This is a genomic window from Novipirellula artificiosorum, from assembly GCF_007860135.1.
GTDB lineage: Bacteria > Planctomycetota > Planctomycetia > Pirellulales > Pirellulaceae > Novipirellula_A > Novipirellula_A artificiosorum.
In genome coordinates this window covers 84,367-103,114 of sequence record NZ_SJPV01000010.1, presented here as the reverse complement: position 1 = coordinate 103,114, position 18,748 = coordinate 84,367, and the positions used below count along the sequence as shown (strand labels likewise).

Annotated in this window: 16 protein-coding genes and 1 pseudogene; 5 read left to right on the top strand and 12 right to left on the bottom strand. The window is 55.5% G+C overall.

Annotation, left to right across the window (positions count from 1 at the left end; all coding sequences use genetic code 11):
• The coding region (locus tag Poly41_RS35075; RefSeq protein WP_231615880.1) for a hypothetical protein at positions 1 to 192 on the top strand (192 nt) is incomplete at its 5' end.
• Between the two features lie 70 nt (positions 193 to 262).
• Here Poly41_RS35075 and Poly41_RS23660 read toward each other — a convergent pair.
• The 5 genes from Poly41_RS23660 to Poly41_RS23640 form a co-directional block, all read right to left on the bottom strand.
• Positions 263 to 907 (bottom strand): response regulator, encoded by a 645-nt coding sequence (locus Poly41_RS23660; protein WP_146529558.1) that lies wholly within the window; start codon positions 905 to 907, stop codon positions 263 to 265.
• Positions 904 to 2,349 (bottom strand): GAF domain-containing sensor histidine kinase, encoded by a 1,446-nt coding sequence (locus Poly41_RS23655; protein ID WP_146529557.1) that lies wholly within the window; start codon positions 2,347 to 2,349, stop codon positions 904 to 906. Before Poly41_RS23655 ends, Poly41_RS23660 begins: the two co-directional genes overlap by 4 nt.
• A 167-nt stretch (positions 2,350 to 2,516) precedes the next feature.
• Positions 2,517 to 4,346 (bottom strand): esterase/lipase family protein, encoded by a 1,830-nt coding sequence (locus Poly41_RS23650; protein WP_146529556.1) that lies wholly within the window; start codon positions 4,344 to 4,346, stop codon positions 2,517 to 2,519.
• Between the two features lie 21 nt (positions 4,347 to 4,367).
• Positions 4,368 to 4,757, bottom strand: coding sequence for a hypothetical protein (locus Poly41_RS23645; protein ID WP_146529555.1), 390 nt, complete (start codon positions 4,755 to 4,757; stop codon positions 4,368 to 4,370).
• Between the two features lie 44 nt (positions 4,758 to 4,801).
• A complete protein-coding gene (locus tag Poly41_RS23640) occupies positions 4,802 to 5,140 on the bottom strand; it encodes a hypothetical protein (RefSeq protein ID WP_146529554.1) in 339 nt (112 codons plus the stop codon).
• 71 nt (positions 5,141 to 5,211) lie between these two features.
• Between Poly41_RS23640 and Poly41_RS23635 the strand changes: the two genes are divergently transcribed.
• A complete protein-coding gene (locus Poly41_RS23635) occupies positions 5,212 to 5,634 on the top strand; it encodes an apiosidase-like domain-containing protein (protein ID WP_146529553.1) in 423 nt (140 codons plus the stop codon).
• A gap of 70 nt (positions 5,635 to 5,704) precedes the next feature.
• Here the strand turns inward: Poly41_RS23635 and Poly41_RS23630 are convergent, their stop codons facing one another.
• From Poly41_RS23630 to Poly41_RS35070, 4 genes are all read right to left on the bottom strand, one after another.
• Positions 5,705 to 8,611: a glycosyl hydrolase 115 family protein gene (locus Poly41_RS23630; RefSeq protein WP_146529552.1), complete on the bottom strand. Its 2,907-nt coding sequence runs from the start codon at positions 8,609 to 8,611 to the stop codon at positions 5,705 to 5,707.
• A 103-nt stretch (positions 8,612 to 8,714) separates the two neighbouring features.
• Positions 8,715 to 10,322 carry a sialidase family protein gene (locus tag Poly41_RS23625; protein WP_231615879.1) on the bottom strand — a complete coding sequence of 536 codons (1,608 nt, stop codon included), beginning with the start codon at positions 10,320 to 10,322 and terminating at the stop codon, positions 8,715 to 8,717.
• 27 nt (positions 10,323 to 10,349) lie between these two features.
• Positions 10,350 to 10,784, bottom strand: coding sequence for a hypothetical protein (locus Poly41_RS23620; protein WP_146529551.1), 435 nt, complete (start codon positions 10,782 to 10,784; stop codon positions 10,350 to 10,352).
• 201 nt (positions 10,785 to 10,985) lie between these two features.
• Positions 10,986 to 11,660: an AI-2E family transporter gene (locus tag Poly41_RS35070; protein WP_231615878.1), complete on the bottom strand. Its 675-nt coding sequence runs from the start codon at positions 11,658 to 11,660 to the stop codon at positions 10,986 to 10,988.
• A gap of 168 nt (positions 11,661 to 11,828) precedes the next feature.
• Between Poly41_RS35070 and Poly41_RS23610 the strand changes: the two are divergent.
• Together Poly41_RS23610 and Poly41_RS34315 are read left to right on the top strand one after the other, a co-directional pair.
• Positions 11,829 to 12,221, top strand: a pseudogene (locus Poly41_RS23610) (IS66 family transposase); the annotation flags it as partial.
• Positions 12,218 to 12,391, top strand: a complete 174-nt coding sequence (locus tag Poly41_RS34315; RefSeq protein WP_197231574.1) for a hypothetical protein — start codon at positions 12,218 to 12,220, stop codon at positions 12,389 to 12,391. The pseudogene Poly41_RS23610 and the gene Poly41_RS34315, both read left to right, overlap by 4 nt.
• Positions 12,392 to 12,538: 147 nt before the next feature.
• On the opposite strand, the gene Poly41_RS23605 is transcribed toward Poly41_RS34315, so the two are convergent.
• Genes Poly41_RS23605 through Poly41_RS23595 form a run of 3 tightly spaced genes read right to left on the bottom strand, consistent with a single transcriptional unit; the run spans position 12,539 to position 16,801 of the window.
• Entirely contained in the window at positions 12,539 to 14,164 is a 1,626-nt protein-coding gene (locus Poly41_RS23605) for a LamG-like jellyroll fold domain-containing protein (protein WP_146529549.1), read from the bottom strand.
• Positions 14,161 to 14,703 carry a sigma-70 family RNA polymerase sigma factor gene (locus Poly41_RS23600; protein WP_197231573.1) on the bottom strand — a complete coding sequence of 181 codons (543 nt, stop codon included), beginning with the start codon at positions 14,701 to 14,703 and terminating at the stop codon, positions 14,161 to 14,163. The genes Poly41_RS23605 and Poly41_RS23600 overlap by 4 nt, the downstream gene beginning before the upstream one ends.
• 13 nt (positions 14,704 to 14,716) lie before the next feature.
• Positions 14,717 to 16,801, bottom strand: coding sequence for a WD40/YVTN/BNR-like repeat-containing protein (locus tag Poly41_RS23595; RefSeq protein WP_146529546.1), 2,085 nt, complete (start codon positions 16,799 to 16,801; stop codon positions 14,717 to 14,719).
• A 446-nt stretch (positions 16,802 to 17,247) separates the two neighbouring features.
• Between Poly41_RS23595 and Poly41_RS23590 the strand changes: the two genes are divergently transcribed.
• Complete coding sequence (locus tag Poly41_RS23590) at positions 17,248 to 18,720, top strand: hypothetical protein (protein ID WP_146529545.1); 1,473 nt, start codon at positions 17,248 to 17,250, stop codon at positions 18,718 to 18,720.
• The last annotated feature ends 28 nt before the right edge of the window (positions 18,721 to 18,748 follow it).

Sequence of the window (18,748 nt, the reverse complement as noted above, 5' to 3'; positions counted from 1 at the left end):
TTTGGTGGTGCGAAAACACCGTTTACAGGCACCCTTTGTTCAACCGGACGCCTCGTCTGTGGGAAATGTGACGTTGACGAGGAAGGTTCATGCCTCGCCTTCGACTCTCCCAGTGGAGAGGGTGAAGAGCGTAGACGCTCTATTATCAAGCACTTAGAAACGGAACAATTTCTCGCATCGGTAGAGGCCTAGCCTGCGCCAGGTTTCACGGAATGACTCGTTGAGATGTGCTTACAGAAAGGGCGAGACGGGAAGCCTTCACTTAGTCGACCGAAACAATGCCGTTTCGAATCGCGTACTGAACCAGTTCAGCGGTGCTGCTCAGTTCCAACGCTTCCATGATGCGAGCACGATGCGCTTCGGCCGTTCGCACTGAGATTTTTAGCAGTGATGCAATCTGTTTCGCTGAGCTACCTTCGGCAATCAATTGCAAGACCTCTCGCTGCCTGGCCGTCAATCGCTGCGGTGAGCCGCTGGAGGATGCATCACCATCGCGATAGGACTGGAACAATTCACCCGCAATGATGGGCGAGATATAGGTTTGTCCACACAGTGCTTCACGAATGGCGGTTAATAGCTCTGACGTCACTGAGTGTTTTAATACGTATCCGGAAGCCCCTGCATCTAAAGCCCGGCGAGCATACGCGACGTCGCGGTGCATGGTTAGGAAGACGACCTTTGCCGTGACGCCTGCGTCGCGAAGCTGGACCGCAGCTTCAATTCCGTTCAGCAATGGCATTGTCACATCGGCAACGATCACCGCTGGCAACAGCCTTTTCGCAGCAGCCACAAGCTCGCGTCCGTCGGCAACAACACCGACGACTTCAAACTCGGCTTCCAATAATCCACGCACTCCCTCGGCTAGAATTTGATGGTCGTCGGCGATTAATACTCGAATTCGATTCATGGCGATGACATGTGACCTAGCGTTGCCCGTAAGCCAGCACGAAGTGGCAGAAATCCACCCGGACTGAGTGGCACGTGAACTTCGACCGAGGTGCCCTGTCCCGGTTGTGAACTGATTTCAATGGTTCCGTCAAGGAGATGCACACGCTCCTCCATGCTCGAAAGACCTAGTCCTGGCTGCGAGTTTGCGATCTTTGCATCAAAGCCAACTCCTTCATCGCGAACCTGTAAGACGAGTTCGGATCCACTCACAAAGAGCTTCAAGGACGCTTCGTTGACCGCGGCATGTTTTGCAAGATTCCGCAGACCTTCCTGGGCAACACGATAGATCGACAACGCGATATCCTGCGGCAAATCCGGCGGCACATTTTCGATTCGGAGATCAATCAAAATTGCTTCACGTTGTGAAAACGCGCTGCACTCGGATCGTAACGCCTCAGCTAGACCCAGATCATCAATGATTGACGGATGCAACTGGCGTGAAAGCGCATGCACGTCGTCAGCCAAACTGACCAGCCGCTGACGAATCGAATTCACCATCGGCATCTCCATTTTGCACTCCGTCAGTTGAGATTCGAGGTTTGCCGCATCGATTCCCAGCACCGCAAGCCGCTGGGTCCAGTCGTCATGCATTTCACGAGCAATACGAGACCGCTCTTCCTCTTGTGAGATCAGCAGACGCGAAGTGAGTTGTCGCAGCCCGTCTTTTGCTTGACGCAACAACTTCTCTTTCTGCTTGAGAGTTTCATCGGCGCGTTTTCGGGCCAACGCGTTGGTGAAAATATCACCGATCATGCGCAATCGCGGAATCAATTCGTCCGGTAAACAGCGGGATGATCGCACGGAAGTGAAACCGATGCCGCCCACGACATTGCCCATCACCATCAACGGAATCGTCAGGTTGGTCTTCAGCCCCGTCCGCGCACAATATTCACGCTCGCCAGTCGCATCGGGTGGCAAATCGTCAGGCAATCGAATCACGGCCCCTTGGTGGATCAGCCTGGTGTAAACCGGAAGCTCCGAACTCAGCATGATCTTCGCTGAAGGTGGTACCCCTGGTAACTGGTACGAGTGGGTCACGAGCAATTGTTTGCCATCAGCAGAAACTTCGCCCAAGCCGCTCCGGTCCATGTCCAACATTTCAACGATTCGTCGCAATCCCCACTCGATATGAGCGTCGACCTCGCTAGCGGGAATATTCACGAACATAGCGGACAATTCGGTCAGCAACGCCTCAAAAGATAAACGTTTGCTCATCGCTGCACCCAACGGGCAACCCGCTTCGTCAAGCTCGCGGTACATACTCGAATCAAGAACGTTCATTCCCGTCCGAACCGCCGGCACAACTTCCATCGGAATCGGGCATGCAATGACCTCTTCCGAATCAGCATGCGATGCCGGATTATTGATTGTTCGCTGCTGAACGGTGAAGTGGTGAATCATTCTTTCGTTTGTCCTGAGTGCGCCTATTGTACACGACAAACTAACAGAACCCACCTCGAATGAGGATCAGGGATTCCCCTCATTTCTAGTTGAGACCAACCTACCAAGGTTTGCCATACTGGCAGACCGAACAGTACCTCGTCCGCTCAAAAAACTTTGCTGACCAATCAAGCCTTGTCGGACTCGACTGCCATTGGCTTGAGAATTCGCAGGAGTTCTTCGGTTGTTTCAGGATGTTCGGTAAGCTCAGTATGAGTCGTCTCGATCAATCGTTCACTGAGGGTATTTGGGTGCCGGGCGCTCTCGACTGGAACCACACCATCAGCGGGCGTGCCGTCCCTCAATCGCTTCCCCGTCCCGATGATCGTATGCAGTTGAACGCTTGGGTTGACGGGCGTTTGAAAGGCCGCGATCGACAACGTGTTGTCAGGACGAAGGAACGCGATACTCGCCGGCAAATTCTTCTCAAGCGATCCTTTGAACAAGCCCGGATTCTGTTCTTTCAGCGATTCGAATAGACGTCGGCGTTCCTTTGGCTTTCGGACAAGCATTGACCCGAGTTGTCCGACCCAGCTGGTAGCGAACGGAGATCCTTGATGTGGGGTGCCAATGAATACAACCCGTTTTACAAAAGGCAAGGGTTCAAAGAAAAAGAGCGAATCGATCTCGGCTCGTTGCTCGTTGGAAGTCTCGACGGCGTCTACGGGACGGCTGGCGATTGCGTTCCACAGAGCTGGACTGCGTTGTGTGATTTGCAGTTTCGAAACAAGGCCTCCCATGCTGTGTCCGACTAAGACCATTTGAGACAACGCGAAATCCGTCCCTGATGGGTTACAGAAGGCAACGGCTTCGGTAAGGGCCTTCCTCATCTGGGCAGCTGACCGCACAAACGGCTGACCGGTTGGATACTGAAAGAGCCAGATTTGATAGTGTTGATTGAACCAAGGTTCAGCCCGCAGGTCGTTGATCAGATCAATCCAGGTGATTCGGTCGGAAAGCAGACCATGGACAAAGACCACAGGGATTTTCCCTGACTGGTAGGGTTCGATCATTCTCAAGCCAGCCGCTTCGTCGGTCCGTCCCGGCATCATGAAACTTTGGAAATTGTCACGGTCAAATTGACTCTGGGCTAGAGCAAGCGGCGCGGAAACGTTGCGAGCAAGGTCCCAGGTTTGATCGTCATGGTTGACCTGCGTGACGCGAACCGGATCATACAGATCCAAGACAGCTAGGACGCGCCGATCCGTCGCACTTGGGTCGCTCTGATTGGAGATCAACTGAAAAGCCGTTGTTCGAGTCGGTCGCAAGACAGCGGTCGCTGCGAAAGGAATTGACTTTGCCTGATACGGCGGCGGCTCCGTCTTGTTTCTCGTGACCAGCAGTGGTACTCCCAGCCCGGGCTCGTCCCAGTAGCGGGCGAGCTTGACGCGATTAAACTTCGGAACAAGTTGCAACTCATTGAAGTCTTCGGCTTGCCAGGGGAAATCATGGCGAGCGATTTCGATCAGTACCTTTTCGCCATTCGAGGTCGTTATCGCGATGCCCTTATGCGGATCGAGCAAACCGTGTTGGCTCGCGCTCGCGGTCAGTTGTTCCAGACTGCGATGATAGATGTTCCACGCCGCGCTTGCTTGTTCCTGTTTGGTTTCAACTGCCGTATCGATCGGTTTCAGCAGGGGCCAACACATCAGTGCGGCCTCGGCGTAAAGCGAGACGCAATGCGGATCCGAATCTCGCTGAGCCTGTTCCGCAAGTCGGACGAACTCAACCGCGTCAACCAATCGGGAATCATCCGACAAGCCCGAGATCGAACTTGCTAATTTCGCATGTACACTCTTGGGGCCTTCGACATTCTTGGATTGGGTCGGAGCGAAGTTGCCAACAAGACCGCGTGACCACAGATTGGCCACCGAATTGCTGGTACTGCATCCCGACCCGACGCATACAGCCAAGCCAATCAAATAGTACGCGAGTGCAGAAATTGGACGGCAAACCATGAAAACAGCCTTTTGTATTGCTTATGCAGCGGATCGATGCGTCGCCGTCGACACACGTGGTCGAACTCGGACTCGAAGCACCGGTCTTTGCCCAACCGTTTGGAACTTCGCGTCCGCAAACCAATCCGCTAATTGTGGATCCATATTTCGGGCCGTCGATTCGATTTCGGTCGGACGGCTACCAAAGGAGATATTGCAACAGATCAGTTCTAAAATCTCAGCATGCTCAAAGTACGAGGTGTGAACCAATTCTTTCCCAGATAACCTCGCCTGAATTTGACTTGCCGCTTCACTGCCATGCTGCCACCACTTGACACCTGAATCGTGATCGTCGCCAGCAAATGTTCCATGCACCAAGATCGCGACCGACTCGGTGCCGGTTCCGCTCATATTGATAATGTCCCGGACCATTGCATTCACCGTATGGATTGTTAATTCAGCAAGACTTGCACACGTTACGCAATTTTGCACGTGGATGCCAATGTCATTTTGACGACACCCCCATTTTGGTACCCTAGCATCCTCCGATCATCAGGCTGGCTTTCGTTTTCGGTCCCTGCTACGGGGTACGTTCCGGGGCGACTGACCACGACCGTGCCACCTTGGTCCACGGCACGTTGCAAAGCGAGCGTGTTGTCCGCACCACCGGCCTCGGGCGAGAAACCAAAGGCAGCGGCATCGGCCCAACCCTGAGACTGCGATATTGGCATCTGCTCGTGAGCGCATGACAACTCGGTATGCCATGCCAAGCTCAGGACAATCAACGCGATGTGAGTCAAGCCATTTCTATCCATGAAAGAACTCCGGAACTCTCATTTCTAAAATCAATCAGTCTCTGCACTCTTTGAAACGCCCACCTTTTCAAATGGGGCTCTCCCAAGGAATGGGAGCATGCGGTCATACCTATGGTGATCACAACATCTGGCAGATGTGGTTACCCACGCGACCTCCGACGTCGATCGCACGCACCCCCTGGACCGAGACTCTGCATCACCCGGGGTCCCAGCAAATGAAGTACTTTCGCGAGCTCTTCGAGGCTCGGCCTTTTTGGAAAATGCGCCGGGACAAGGCGATGACGATGGATTCCGAAAACGTCCATGCAGGGTGGGCTCAAGGCGGCTCGTTCGGTGTCGTCTACCTGCCGCAAGGACAACCGGTCACCGTCTCGCTCGAGCAGGTTTCCGGAGAATCGATCAATGCTTGGTGGTTCAACCCACGACAGAATTCGAGCCAATTGATCGGAGAGTTCAACCACGTCTTCTCTGCCGCTTGCACGGTCGGCCTGTAGTATTTTTCATAGAACTCCGCTTCCCCACCATGCCGCTGCCAAAGCTGTTCTCCGCTCGTGGGCAGTGCGATCACTTGGCGATCAGAAAGAATTCAAGATCGCGATACGTGTCCACGTCTGGATACCCTTCGCAGGTTGGTGGAATCGCGAATCGAGCTTCGTCGGTGGGGAAAGCCGATTCGGCACGGAGTTGTTTCCGTGTCGTCGCGTCTTCCGGTGGGCCCTCACCAGGAAACATCGTTGGGGGATTCTTTCCATTACCTTCACGCCGAAGTCCCCAGCCGCCGGAGTAGTTGTCGCCGGCTCCTTTGATCAACGCAGGGCCGGGATCGGCAGCCAAATTGCGATTGGACAGCGTGAAGTTCCGCTCCGACCCTGCAGAAGAAAAACCGATCATGAATGCGTACTGTTTTCCCTTCTGGAATCGAAGCGTCTCGTCGTGGGTGAAATCCCATTTCAGGTAGGTCAACTTACCATCACCGGTCGCTGTCAAATCGGGGAGTCGCCCACCTTTGATGATACAAAGACTCTCGTACATCACACCTCTCACCGTATCGTCGCAACGGTGATTCTTTGAAAAGCCGTGAGTCGCATCCGTTCCCGGCGGGGTGCCGTTGTCATCAATCACGGGAGTTCCCACGACCTTAAAGAACTGAACGAACACCTCCGCATTCGCTGCGCCAGGAAGAAACGCTAAATCGGAATTGCCGGTTCGCAGTACGATCGCATCGAGCGTGAAGTTACATGGTGCGGTAAACACCTGCCCCAGATCGCGAGCGCGGCGATAATAGCCACTATCTTTCCACACGAATTCGGAGCGATTGCGAACGGAGGTGTTTCCCCCGAGACTCCCCCCCAATTGTTTGACCAACACACGCTCGGCCAGAACGCCGAGTACGGGTTGGACTCTTTCCCACTTGCGGGCCGTGCCCGATTCTTCGTCGTGATGCGAAAGGCCAGGTGCAAGCTTCCCCAGGGACGTCACCTGAAGTCCTTTGTCCCGAACTTGGCGAGCAATTTGCAGCACCGAGTTTTCTCGAGCCGGACGCTGGATTGACGACGCTCGTCTTTGAACAAGCTCTTTGGTCCGTTTCAGCAGCGACGGCACGTTGACTTTCTTGTCGCCACGATACCAATTATGCCACTTGCCCTCGGCCGCCTGTTGGCGAATCGACAAAAACTGTTCCAGTGCTTTCGCTGCTTCGGTAAAGGCAATCGGATCGTCCTGCGCCTGGATCATCGCCGCGTGATAACGATACAGTTCGCGCCAAAGTCTCGCCTGCATCAGGAAATGGATGTCATGAAACGCCCGTTCACGCCTCGTCAATTCGGACGCCGGATAGTTATCGATCAGCGTCCCAATCCGCTCAATCGCATCGCCGAGTTGCCGTTGCCGTAGAGCGATTTGTTTGGAGTCCATTCCCACCGGGTTCTTATCGCCTCGTTCATAACGAGCCAACATCGCTTTCGCCGACTTGAAGACCGCCGCATCCTGCATCGCTCGGCCGGGGCCGAGATCAAATAAACAATCATGTAGCTCTTGATAGGGATCATGCAAAACCGATGGTGCAAAACGGTCCCAAAACGTCTCGATCTTCCATTCGTCCAGGTTTCGCGTCATTTCCATCGAAGCTTGAATTCCCAGCACATGCTCACGCACGTTGCTAACGTTGAAGATCACATAATCTAAGTCACCGTTTATTGCAACTTCCGTTAGCACATCGTGAATCTTCGCTGGCTTGGATCCCTGCAGCAAATGCGGCCCCGACGACCAGAACGCAAGATGATAGTAGGCACCGTATCCGTACTGCGGATAGCGCTTGGAATGGTGGAAATCGTCCTGCATGAGCTGGGTTTCACCATGATCCGAAAAGACCACCATGATTCCCTCGGGGAATTCTAAGCTTCCTTCGCTCATCAATTCGGAGCCCTCGAGGAACAGTGTCGTCGTCGCCGGTGGTTCTTCCCGTTGGTCGATCTCTTTCACCATTTCCCATTGCTCGGCGATCGCTTGGGAAATCAATTTGCCTCCTTGTTCGCGATTGACGGAGTTGTCACTGTTCCAAATCGCCGTGTCTCCCTTGCCACGCAAGCCCAATTGCCAAACGACTTGATCGCCTGCGATCTCGTACCAGCGCCGTGCAGATGCTCGCCAGACCTCGCGGACCTTTTCCGGATTTGAACCATAGAGGAACGCTTCCTCTTTGCCTCGTTCTTTCCAGTAGTTTTCGAAACCAAAATGGCTCACTCCGAGCGGTTCGATGTGATGCTGGCTGACATACAAACCTCGTCGCACGGCTCTGCGGATCAAATCGGCTTCGGTATCATTTAGGATGTAGATGAACGACGCAGGAATAATCAGGTTGCCTCCGCCACGCAGGCAGGCTTCGCAAACACGATCGATGACCTCGACCGAAGTCACTTGATGATAAAACGGATAGCGAATGTCACGTGGCCCGTTGGGTTTCTTCCATTCCGTCAACAAGTCCTCATCGTTGACAAACCAGCCACGATATCGAAACATGGGGTCTTCCGACTCGGTGTCGCCGACCGGTACATGGATCGACTGGCGTCGCTCTGGCAACAGATCTTTGAAGTACCAGTACGGATCGACGCCAAGAACATCCTGGCAAATGTGATACATACCGTAGATCGCACCGAGTCGATCCGCACCGATTACTTTGATGGATGTCTCACTCACGGAGACGCGATAAGATTCCGGCTTAAGCTGCGTCGCATCGATTGAAATAACGACGCGCGTGGGTGCGGTATCTGGCGATTCCGCCGCAACGCCAAAGACTTTTAACAGATCATCTCTCAGATCGTCGGCGGCAAGCTGAACGCCTGGCACATCGACGCTGCACTCGACCACGGTCGCAGCATCGAGCCTGCACGCCGGTGCAGTCGCGTGAACCATGCCGGGAATCATCAAACAAGAACCGATACAGATACCAGTTCCAAGGCAAAACCATTTCATGAGAGGTGTCACGGGGTCGTTCCAGGGGATTCCTTGAATGGATTGATTCGAAAAACACGTCGCAACGTTTGGTGCGGTCCCGTTGGGCTGCGTTGTTGATCACTCATTTGTTTGTCCGAGCGTCGAGTTCATCCAGCTTGAACCGTGTGCTCACAACCGAATGCTTCTCCGGTCCAAGCCTATACTTAATGTAAGTCGTGGCGATGATTGTGCCGTCTGGCAGTAATTCCACGCCGGGGTAGCCGCAGTCGCCAACCCGTTTGGCATGACTGTGGAGCAACTTGACGCGGTACTGACCTGGGGTGGCGTTCTTGATGTCGTTATAAGTACCAACCCAGGCGACGAAGTGTCCCTTCGTTGGACTGCCGATTGCTTGATCGCGAAACGCGATCACCCAGCGGCCGTCCCCTACATGAACGCCGACGTGGCGATCTCCGGTTAATCCCCAGGGCGTGTCGACGGGGTCACTCCAGTTTTTCCCTTCATCCTGTGAGAACATCATCAGACTGCGACCGGTGTGTGTATTTTCTCTCATCAGACAGCACAGTTCGTCTCCCTCGGGAGAGCGGAAAACGAACGGTTCGCAGGGGTTTTTTCCTTCGACTGCGGCAACGACACGAGGCTCTGACCATGTGAAACCGCCGTCGGATGTAAACGTTTGCAAAACACTGAGGGGTGTTCGATCCTCTCCACCTGGTCCTTTGTGATACATCCCAAGGTACCTGCCATCTGTTAATCGGACGACGCTGCTGAATGTCATCACACAGGGAAAACCGAGTGGTGGCTGCTCCTTCCATGTTTGACCACTATCCTCACTCATGATGCTAGGCATGCCGGGACCGCCACGCTTTCCCAAAGCAGCGGACCAAACCCACAGTCGAGATTTGCCGGCGGGGTCGATCAGACGATAGATACTTGGGCAGTTCTGGTGGGTGGAAAAACCGGCAGGCATTTTTTCGTCGAGGCGAGTCCATGTTTTCCCACCGTCTTCGCTGAATGCCATCGGCCCGGCGGCACCACCATGATTGATACACCAGACACAATAAATGGTTTTGCCGTCTGCCATCAGAACCGTGGTTGGATGGCCTTGGTAGAGGTTTTCGGTTCCCTGAGCGATCACGACTTGGCGATCGGTCTCACTCGAAATATCGAGCAAAGGAAGGTCGGGACCGTCTGCAGCAACCGATGGCCTCGGTACAGCGGACATTGCACAAAGAAGGAAAGTCGAAGCGAAAAACTTTGTCGATGGTTTTCGGTAGGTCATAGAATAAGTCTCTTTAGGCAGGGGGGAACCCATTTCGGAGGCAGGATGGTCAGCAGACGGATCATTGTACTTCAATTGGTCGTCTGTTTGCACTCGTCGCGTTGTATCGACGTGCAAATTGCCCTGTTCGTCGACTTGCTTTCGGGACCAAACGCAATCCAACTCTGGTTTTCCTTCACGCGGATCTACGTTTCCCGAAAGACGTGGAAAAGCCAACTCGGGGTCAGCCAAGTTTAAGCTGTACTGACAGTTCTCCAACTCCGAAGGTAGGGGGCGTTGTTTCAGCAGCTTGCCGTCTAATGTGACTGCGGCGGGCCGGTCAGCCCAATTGTCGGCTCGCCACACGCCGGGCAAGCCATCGACCGCTTTCCACACGCCATTCGGTGCCAAGTCGTTGCCGCTTAGCGTCGGCAAGCGGCCGTCGGAATCGCGAATGCCTTCCAGCACAATCGGCTCTTCGGGGGTGCCTGCCTTCTAAAGCTGGACCGATTCGCGGTAGATGCCAGGATACACGTGAATGACGCTTCCAGGTGGCACGCGTTTGACCGCGGCGATCTGGTCTTCATCAAGGTGCTGCAGCCCGTTGATTCCTTTCAGCGGATGGTTGATCACCCACCAACCGGGTCGGTTCGTCGCGAGCGTTTTCCTTTGCGAATCAAAGGTAACTGTTAGGTCGGTATGTTCGAGTAACAAATGTTGTCCGCCGCAGGTAATCACCGTTGCCGGACGTTTAGGCTGCCCCGGTACCTTGGGGGCGGGCAGCGGTAAACCCTCCTTCGCACCGCAGTTTGCAGCAGCGAGGCGGATAGAGAGCAGAAGAGCGATAAGGGGGATTCGAAGCGTCTCGGTAAACCGGGTTGGAGAGGAAGTCGTTTTCGATTGTCTAAGCGTCACTGTTTTGATACACATTCCCTTCACTCGAGGCAACGTTCTATCTCGTTTTGCTCGACAACAACCAACGGAGAATCATAGACAGGCAGGTTTTCGAACATGGTTCCTTGTCCGATGGGCTTGCATGTATCCGACGGCATTCTGTAGGCACGTCCGGTGAGCAAGTCGACTAATACGGGCTCTTCGAACTTGAGATTCGATGCCTGTAGTTTCATGCTTTCAAAATCGGGCTTTTCGCCCCGGCTTGTCATTTGCTCGCCAATAGGTGATCAGTCCACCGCCGCTCGGTCCGCGATAAGCGGAGAGTTCGATCTTCCTGTCCGCGTTTTCGGTATTGACGTCGAAATCGAGATCTTGGATGCGAAGCAGCGTGTTATCGAATACAGATGCCAAATTCTGGATAGCATAGTACCCTTGCTTGGCATGGTCGATCGTCTTGTCGTCATTGATCGCCATCAATCCCTTGTAGTTAATTTTATCGGGATACTTCATTTCACAGATCGTGAAGTCGCGATCCATTGTCTCGGCGCCAATCGACCAATTTGACGCTTTGATGTCACGAGCATGACGTGGCTTGATGCTGCCAATGTACGTGTAGTCTTTGCCAAGCTGTTGTTCGAGCGACGGTGCAGCCTGGGCGGTGGCCAGCACAGCCTCAAGTCCATTGCCGGCGGTGATGACGTTGTAGCCGGGGAAGACCGACAGTGCGATCGCGAGCGGAAAGGTCGCTGAGATTGTTGGACCTATATGGGGAACGAATCGAAGACAAGTTGCCAACACTCCCCACAAAATCGCATTCGGAAACGTTCCACCGTCGGTCATTGTGATGCCGATGATTGATAGCCCGAATGTCATGACGAAACCATGCGACGTGTTGATGATCGTTTGAGCCACCAGGTAACGAGGTCGAGAATCGTCGCGGGATTGTCAAGGCTTGGCCGGTTGGGTTCGATATTCTCGAACAATCCATCCTCCGCATTCCCATTGTTTTTTCCGCCAGCATTCCTCGCAAAACGTAAGCGTTCTATCTTCCCATGTTGACGGGGGCGGTATGATGTCGAAGACCGTGCGAAGGAGTGCTCAGCCGATGAACGCCTTGAACTACGTCAGCGGGAGTCGGTCCCGCTGATGAATGAGCTTCATGATTGGCTGATCGAAAAGAGCAACGATCCGCGCGTGCTGCCGAAGAGTTCACTGGGCAAAGCGGTTCGTTACGCTCTGAATCAGTGGGGCGAACTGTCGGTGTTTCTTGGCGACGGAGCAATACCGTTTGACAACAATGAAACGGAGAACGAGCTTCGCAGCCTGACGATCGGCAGACAGAACGGGTTGTTCGTCGGCTCACATCGTGGAGGCGAAGTGGCCGCGGCGATGTACAGCATGGTCTCTTCGGCGGCGCGCCACCACTTGGATGTTTGGAGGCGTCGCTTCGTCGCTGGCCGAAGGATCAAGTGATTCGCCGAGTTGGGATGACTCGGGTCGAGTTGCAGTGGCTGATCGGCGACTTGAGCCACTCGTGCGTCAAAGGCAAAGCAGGCCGCGACGTCGAAGCGGTCAATGACCTGTGCGAGCACCTGGAGTGCGCCCAACGAACCGGCGACGGCGACTTGGACATTCTCTGGTAGCCGACGCCACTCAGTCGGACCTACTCAGGCTGGGGAGATAGAACGCTTACGTCGGACATCTGTAGTCTTTGCACAACCAGAGGAGCGGACACGCGGTGTGACCGCGCGCGTACAACGTGACCTTCTGGCGGCGGTGTCGCTGCGGGTTCAGGGTTTTCCCAATTCGTAAAGTTCGCCTACTTCGGTGTCACTTAATGCCTCGCCGAACAGGACGAGTTCATCGATTCGGCCGTTGAGGTTGCGTATCTTCTGGGGGCTGTACGTCGGTGGTGTGCCCCAGTTGCCGATTTCGGTATCCCCGAGTGTCAGGGGGACCGTGCTCTCTTGTATCCGCAGCCTTGCCAGAACCTCCCCGTTCGCAAAGTGGGTTACCTGCCTGGATTCACGATCATGGACCGTGGCCAAATGCATCCATCGGCCCAAGTGCGAGATATCAAGGAAGGGTTCGGAATCGTACGCCACACTCTTGCCGGTGCGCCCTCTAATCCCAAGCAGAAGTCGGCCATCGCCTCGCAATTGCCAGTGCGGCTCGCCACCGTCGAACCCGTTGGTCAGCATCAACGAATTGAACGCGCGATCCAGCCCGTCAAGACGCACCCAGGCGGCGTAGGTCAACGATTCATACGTGCCTGGAATGTGGAGACGCACACGATCTCCCGGGCGTTTGAACTCCAGGGCCCGTTTACCCGGCCAACGCCCCGATGACCACGCGCATCCGACGATCGCTCCGTCAAGCGATGGTTCCAGATCCCGGTGACTGGGGAGTACGCGGGGTGCATCGGGTTCAGGCTCAAACGAGTAGTAGCAGACAACTCGGGGATCGTTTTGCAGGCGGTCACGAAACGTTCGCCAATCGGCCACACGACCCTGGTTCTGCTCGGCTGCGAGTTGCTGCAATCTGGCAGACGAGACGAAAGAGTCGGACTCTGACGCGATCGCGTGAAATTCGCCTTGGGCGGAAACCGACACGCCGGACGTGGCCAGTACGTCTCGGCGTGATTGCAGGGATCGATTGGATTGGGCATCATACAATTCGACTTTGCCTTCAAACACGTGAACCGACGCGCTCCCGTCGTCGGCCACGTTCACTCCGAATTCGGTGCCCAGGTCGACCAATTCAAACTGCGGAGCCAGTATGGCAAATCCTTGCGATTGCGGGGGAACGTGAGCGCGAAGTTTCCCTCGCCGGCAAATCAGCCGGTCTGCATCCACGAATTCGAGGTCCGCAGGTCCCTCGACGACGACAACCGTCCCGCGATAGAACTCGAACTGAACCAGCCCCGTCTCAAGCTCCAGCACGCCGGGGGCAATGCTCGAACCGACATCGATCGAAACGTTGGCCCCCGGCCGAACATCGACCATCTGCGTCACAACGGCAACGCCTGCATCCAGCACGCTTCCGGTCGTTAGCGTTGGCCCGATCGCCGTGTCACGTTTCTCCGACTCGTTGCCGAACGGCCAGTTTACGATGGCCGCGAGCATGATCGAAGCGGCAATAAGGGGCGCCAGGACGAGCAGGAGACGTCGCTGCCGTGTCCGCAAGCGTTTCGCGCCTGCCTGTGCGACAGCCTGCGATTCAATAGACTCCAGCGGAAGCTCTTCTTCGAGCAGCGACACAAGTTGCATGTGCTCGGCGAAACGGCGGGCAGCGCCGGGCTGCTCCCCGAGCAATTCCTTGAGCTCGGCGGCTTGCTCGTCTCCCAGATTGCCGTCAAGGAGTAAGCCGATCAGCTCATCCAGCTTTGGAAGCCATTTCTCTGATCGATAGCTCATTGGGTTCCCTCCGCCTGTACGCGGTCATTGATGCAGTCCAACAGGAGGCCGTGGATTCGAGTAAGACGCTTGTACACGGCAACGCGACTGCGTCCCAATCGCTGGGCAATTCCGGAAACTGGCCGATCCATTGCGTATCGCGCCACAAGCAGGTCTCGGTTTTCATCGCTCAGTGTTTGAATGCAATGCCCCAACGCAACCCGTCGATCCTCGTACTCGCAACTGACTTTGGTCGCTTCGTCGGCCAGGATCACAAGTAGTTCATCATCGAGAGGCAGTGGCACGCGCTGCTGACGCCGCCGCCAATTCAAGATCGTGAGCCTGGCAATACTCATGCCCCAGGCAGCGAAATCGGTTCCCGGTTCAAAGCGGTCGAACTTCTCCCAAAGCAACATGCTCACGTCTTGCAGGATGTCGGCAGCGGCGGCCCGATCGTGTACCAGCGACAGAATGAAGCCGTGGATTCGGCGTTGATTCGACACCAGCAGTCGGGAAAACTGTTGCACCCGGTCGTTTTCTCGCGGAGGTTGCTGGTCCATGCTTATGGGCTGTTCAATTCGTGATGTTGGCTGCGTTAAATGATATCGCCGTCCCGCGCGAGTTTGCATTCTTGTGACCGGTAGCCTCAACTCGCAGCGTGTGGATGCCAGCTTCAAGATCGTCACTGCGGTAGCCCGTCACGTCGCACGTCTCGGTTGCGTGGTACAGGTCAAGGCGTCCCTGGCTCTCTCCGTCGAGAAAAATCTCCGCGATGCCCAGGTCGGCATCTTGGACGCATTTGTATTCAATTCCCGTGCCATAGAAGTAGACTTCGAAGGCATAGCCGAAGTCCACCCGGAATTTGTAGTATTGTCCGAGGTAGGCGTTGGGGCTAGAGACCATCTGTACGCCGTTCTTCACGCGTCGATAGATCTGGGGACTGATTTCCGGATCCCAACTGTCGTACTGCCGCATCATCGCTTCGTCGCCAAAGGTGATGCTGATCGCTTGGCCGTCAGCGTCCTTCAGAGTCACAAAGGGAACTTTGGCCAGAAACTGCGTCGGGTTCAAAACGTTTTCCCAATCTTTACCCCGGTTGGTCGAGCGGTAGATGCCGTCGATCGCGGGCGCGAAGATGGTTCCATCCTCCGCGTAGCTGCCGGAAAACGTCAGGCCGGTATAGAGGAATTTTCCCTTGAGGCCGAAGTAATTCCAAGTCTTGCCGCCATTCACCGACCGCAGCACCCTCTCGCCGAACGTGGTGGCGTAAAGTGTGTTGTCGGCGGCATAGGTTGGCGAGAAGACGAGATTGTTGATGTAGTACTCGTTCAGATTGAAATCGCTCGATCCAAACGTCGCCCCCCAATCACGCGAACTATGGAGTTGGCCCCCGGCGTTCATCACCAGAACCAGGCCGTCCTTGTCGAAGTTGGGCGAGACGAATATCTGCGAGGCGTTGCCCCGGAAAACGTGCTCCCAGGTGTCACCCTTGTCCTGCGACCGAAAGACTCCCTGGCCCGACGCGCAGAACATCAGGTTCTTCTTCGAACCCACGGGGGGGAAGGCGAAGGCATTGATGTAGTTGGATTCGCTGCCGACAATCACGCGTTTGATTTCCCGCGTCTTATCGTTGTACTTCCAGACGAACTTCTCCTCGACGTCAAGGATATGCCTGGGGACGGTGAACATCAGCAGGATTCCATCGTCGGCAAACTGATGGGACACACCCAATTCCCGATGCAGTACCGGCTGGTTGTAGTATCGGGATATGTCCAGTTCGGGGATCTGGGACCAGGTATGGCCCGCGTCGGTCGACCGATACAGCCCGGTGGAGATATCGATGACGAAGATCGTCTTGTCCTTGTCGTAGGCGGGCGAGAGCTGCATCCCGTTGGCAAACGCGGACGTGATTCCGATGTTGGCCGACTCCCATGTACTGCCGAGGTCGCGGGAACGGGAGATGCCGCTGTTGTACGTTGCCGTGAACACGTCCCGGGACGCGCCGCCCGGAGCGGGATAGACGTAGTATCCCCACTTTGTGTTCCAGACGTTGATATGTCGCCAGAAGTCGCCGCCGTCGGTGGTCTTGTAGAACCCGGTTGTCTTCCCCAGCAGCAGTGTGCGGTCCTTCTTGTAGTCCGGCGAGAACAAGAGTCGCGTGACGAGGATATCGGTATGATGCACCCAGCGGTTCAGGCCATTGGATCTCAGTTGCCAGTCCTCCCCTTCGTTCTCGGAGAGAAACACGAAACCTTTCGCCGTTCCTACTGCAATGGTCCCGTCCTCCGCATAGTACGGCGAGAACGCTATCTTGCAGACGTAGTCGTTCGTGCGACGGAAAACCTCCTGCCACGACCTTCCGGAATCGTCGCTTCGCAGGACCGTGCCGTCCTCTCGGAAACTGGGCGAAAAGGTATGCCCGGTGACCAGCGTCCGGTCCATGCCGGCGTGAGATTCGGAGAACGTCTCCCCAAAATTCGTCGAAACGAGATGGGCCTCGCCGAATTGGGTCGAGGAAGCGAAGACCAAGCCGTCCTCATGAAAATTCGGGCTCACGTCCAGCGAGTAGATAATGTCATGCGGGACATGGGCATGGGCGATGCTCGCCATACACGCAAGGAAGATGCACAGGGCGGTTTGTCTAATCGTGAGTTGCATGGCGGCGTCCGGTCAATTATGAATCTCGATTCGAAAGGGCTGCGGGGCATACATGGGGGAATGTCACCATCCGTGTATCTGTAAACCTGCCGTCGAAATTTCTTCTGGGCTTCTCAAATCTAAGCACTACCTTTGCCACTCTACGCCTTCACCCTCCAGTCGGGAGGGTCGGACGCGGTAGCGGCCGGGGAGGGGCTGGATAGAGATTCCGTAGAAAACACGCCAATTCTCCCATGAGAGGTTTACAATCCTGCCTTGTCGGACATTCCCCAGGTGAAAATCGAGGAATTGGCAGAGTCACGTTACATTGCCACCAAGAAAACAAAGGCGATAGAAACATGCCAAAATCGGCAAGAAATCTGGAGTGCAGGACTTTCATAAAGCTGACATTGCTGTTGAGCCTTGCCCCCGCACCCCGACGCCCCCCTGAGAAATCGGAGTGCCCCATGACACGACGTTCCACGCACAATTCGATCCGCCCCATCGCACGGATCGCACTGGTCATTGCCATGCTGCTTTCAGCTCGCCCGACGCTCGGCGTTGAACTGGACAAGTACGGCGGCTGGACTGGAATCCAGGGCGAAGAGACCGGGTTTTTCCATCTCGAGAAGACGGGCGGTCGCCACTGGTTCATCACACCCGAGGGCAACGTGTTCTTCCCTGTCGCGCTCAGCCATCTCTACTCCGGCGAAAGCGACGTCGCCTGTCAGAACGTCTACGGCGGCGACAAAGACGCCTGGATGAAGGACTCGTTTGCCAAAGCTCGCGCGATGGGGTTCAACTGCGCCCTGGGCAGCGCCACCAGCCCGGAGCGGAATCTCAACGGGTTCGTCGAGATCCCCAAGGTCGAAGCCCTGTTCCGCGAGCACAACTTCCCGTTCGCCGTCGGCGTGATCTTGCTGAAACACCCGTGGGAGTTCGTCGAAGGCGAAGACCTGCCGGACATCTTTGCTCCAACATACAAGGAGATGATCGAAGAGCGGGCCAAGGCAGCCTGCCCGCCGGTCAAGGACGACCCGTTGGTGATGGGATACTACTACGGATTCGGCGCGTTCAACCATGCCGAGATCTGGGTGAACCAATATCTGTCACTACCCGTGGGAAGTCACGGCCGCAATGCGGTCGTCGACGTTCTGATCGAGCGCTACGCGAGCGACGTCGAGAAGTTCAACCAGGTGTATGGCACCTCACTGAAACGAATCGGTGACCTGAAAGACACGGAGGAATTGGCCTTCGACAAGCTTATGGAACGCCGCAACTATCCCAAGGTCCGTACCCAACTCGATCCTCGCCAGGTTGCCGATTTCGAGGCGATTCTCTCGCACATGGCGATCACACTCTACAAAATCGGCTACGACGCGATCCGCCGATGGGACACAAACCACCTGATCTTTGGCTCGTTCGTCAAGGAGTTCGCCCTCTCGCCCGAGACGTGCAAGGCGATGGCTCCTTATGTCGACATGATCGCGCCGCAGCACATCAACCAGGACGTTCCCGTACACAAACTGGCCGAGGCGGCCGATCTGCCGATCCTGATCTCCGACGAGTATTTCGGCTGGCACTACCCCGGCGACGTCGGCAGCCGCCACGCCGGTTTAGAGTCGCACGACGCTCGAGGCGAAGTCTATCGGGCGAATCTCATGCGTCACTTCAAGGATCCTCAGGTCCTGGGCGTCACGTACTGTGCCTGCATGTTCGATCAGGGCGGCGAGACGTTGAAGAAGAACAACCAGAACGGCATCTACGATATTCACGGGAATCCACGACCGAAACTGCTCCAGGCAATCACGGACATGAACGGCCAGATTTACGAACACTCGCCCCATCCCGCCACGCCGAAGGAATTGGAGCTTCTGGATATCAGGCTTTATGACACGTGGCAGAAGCATTTGCGGGGCCGTACGCTTTGGGGACACTAGAAAGTCGAAAGTCGAAGGTTGAAAAGTG